Consider the following 1,017-nt stretch of genomic DNA (forward strand, 5'->3'; position numbering starts at 1 on the left):
CGTAAAATATAAATTTGACGTAATAATTGTAGTGAGATAAAATAGAAGTGAGGTGTTATCATGGTAAATCAGGTAAAACAAACTAATTTTAAAAAACTGCAAACCTTACTTCATGAATTACCCTGGTATGTTGAAGAATATATCAATCATAAATTAAGAAAACTTTCTACAGCTTCGTTGTTTAATTACTGTCACGATTATAAGATCTTCTTCAATTGGATGATTAGTGAACAGTTATGGAACGGCAGCATTAAGGAAATCCCGTTGGATCGTTTGGAGATCATGACGGTTTTAGAGGTTGAAAATTTTTTAAACTATCTTCACTACCAATTAAATAATAAAGAACTAACCGTGAATCGAAAGTTATCTGCGTTAAAATCACTGTTTAATTACCTGCAAAATATTGCAGAAACACCTGATTTAAAGCCATATATTAATCGTAATGTAATGGCAAAGATTGAATTTAATGAAGTAAAAGACAGCATGGAAACGAAGGCAAATAAAATGGAAGGAAAAATCTTACTTGGCGATGAGTATGAGAAATTCCGCTTATTTGTTGCCATTGAATACGGTGAATTGAACAAGGATAATAAAAAAATCAGTAACTTTTATCAGCTAAATAAGGAACGAGATACAGCGATTGTATCGTTAATACTCGGATCAGGACTGCGTCTCTCGGAGTTAGTTGGCATTGAGTTAGACGATATCGATTTTAGTAAGTATTGTGTAAGAGTCATTAGAAAAGGAAATAAAGAACAATTAGTTTATTTTAGCCAGGTTGCAATGGCTGATCTAAAAGAATACCTATCTATTAGAACAGCTAAGTATCAGGTAGATAAGACAAATAAAGCATTATTTATTTCAGCTCCAATGGGACCGAAAGGAAAATCACGGAGGCTTACTGCGAGATCTGTTGAAAAACTAATTGAAAAATATGCAAAGGCATTTGGCAAACCATCTTTATCCGTGCATAAGCTAAGACATTCGTTTGCTACCAGATACCACGCAGAAATTAAC

At 33.0% G+C, this 1,017-nt stretch carries 1 protein-coding gene; it reads left to right on the forward strand.

What is annotated here, in order from left to right; translation table 11 throughout:
* Positions 1 to 60: 60 nt before the first annotated feature.
* A partial coding sequence (xerS, locus tag V7150_RS25705; protein WP_335523963.1) for a tyrosine recombinase XerS occupies positions 61 to 1,017 on the forward strand: 957 nt, incomplete at its 3' end.

This window comes from Neobacillus drentensis (assembly GCF_036965245.1).
Classification (GTDB): Bacteria; Bacillota; Bacilli; order Bacillales; family Cytobacillaceae; genus Neobacillus; species Neobacillus drentensis_G.